General features: G+C 73.2%; 1 protein-coding gene and 1 pseudogene. Both read left to right on the top strand.

Going from position 1 to position 1,193, the window contains the following annotated elements:
• Window positions 1-807: cytosine permease (locus AOK03_RS40135; protein WP_244177966.1), on the top strand; the 807-nt coding region annotated here is incomplete at its 5' end.
• A gap of 93 nt (window positions 808-900) precedes the next feature.
• Window positions 901-1,193 (top strand): annotated as a pseudogene (locus AOK03_RS40130) (DUF4232 domain-containing protein); the annotation flags it as partial.

Raw genomic sequence — 1,193 nt, 5'->3', positions numbered from 1 at the left:
GCCCTGGTCGCCGCGGGCCTGTCGGGGCCGATCGCCTTCATCACCCTCCTCGGCGACTACACCCGCTACATCTCCCCGGCCCGGCACGGCTCCCGCGCGGTCCTCGGCGCGGCCTGGCTCGGCCTGCTCGCGGGGCTCCTGATCCCCCAGCTCTTCGGCACGTTCACGGCGTACGCGGCCCGCGCGGCCCTCGACTACGCGGGCGGGCTCGTCGACGCGTCCCCCGGCTGGTACCTGGTCCCGCTCCTCCTCGCCGCCTCCGCGGGATCGGTCGGCAACGCGGGCCTGATGCTCTACTCCATGGGCCTCGACCTGGACGCGATCCTGCCCCGCGCGTCCCGTGCCCGCGCCACGTACACGGTCGCCGCCGTCGCCACCGGCTGCGTCTTCGTCGGCCACTACGCATGGGAGGCGCAGGACGCGATGACGTCCTTCGTGCTGCTCCTCACCGCCATCGGCACCCCGTGGGCGGTGATCACCCTCATCGGCTTCGCACGCTGCCGCGGGGAGTACGACGCGGACGCCCTGCAGGTCTTCAACCGCCGCTCCAGGGGCGGCATCTACTGGTACCGCGCCGGCTGGAACATCCGGGCCACGGCCGCCTGGGCGCTGGGCGCGGCGGTCGGCGTCCTCGCCGTGTCACTGCCCTCGTACGAGGGTCCGCTGCTGCCCCTGACGGGCGGGGTCGACTGCAGCTTCCTGCTGTCGGGCCTGGTGGGCGGCGCGGGCTATCTGGCGCTCGACCGTCCGGCGGCGTCCCCGCGGCCCGTGGCCGCCTCGGCGGATCCCGAGTCCGTGCGCCTGTGACAGAACGAAGACTTCGCCGAGGACTGCCCGTAACTCGGTGCGGGATACAAATAGTGCTGACCGCACGCACCCGGCCACTCCTGGGGGAACACCATGAAGCACACCCGCACCGCCGCTCTCGCCGCCCTGAGCCTCGCCGCCGCCCTCTCCCTCACCGCCTGCGGCGGCGGCGACTCCGGCACGGACTCGTCGTCCAAGGGCTCCTCTTCGTCCTCGTCCTCCTCGGGCTCCTCGGGCAGCGACTCGAAGCCGGAGAGCGACTCGGGCTCCGGTGACACGAAGTCGGACTCCGGCAAGGACACCGGGGCGGGCGCCGCCGCCGCGAAGGGCGCGACGAAGACCAGCGGCAAGATCCCGTTCTGCAGGACGGAGGACCTGGCCATCGA

The sequence above is a fragment of the Streptomyces atriruber genome (assembly GCF_001418325.1).
Lineage (GTDB): Bacteria > Actinomycetota > Actinomycetes > Streptomycetales > Streptomycetaceae > Streptomyces > Streptomyces atriruber.
The sequence above is the reverse complement of the archived record's forward strand: the minus strand, read 5'-3'. Positions and strand labels throughout refer to the sequence as shown.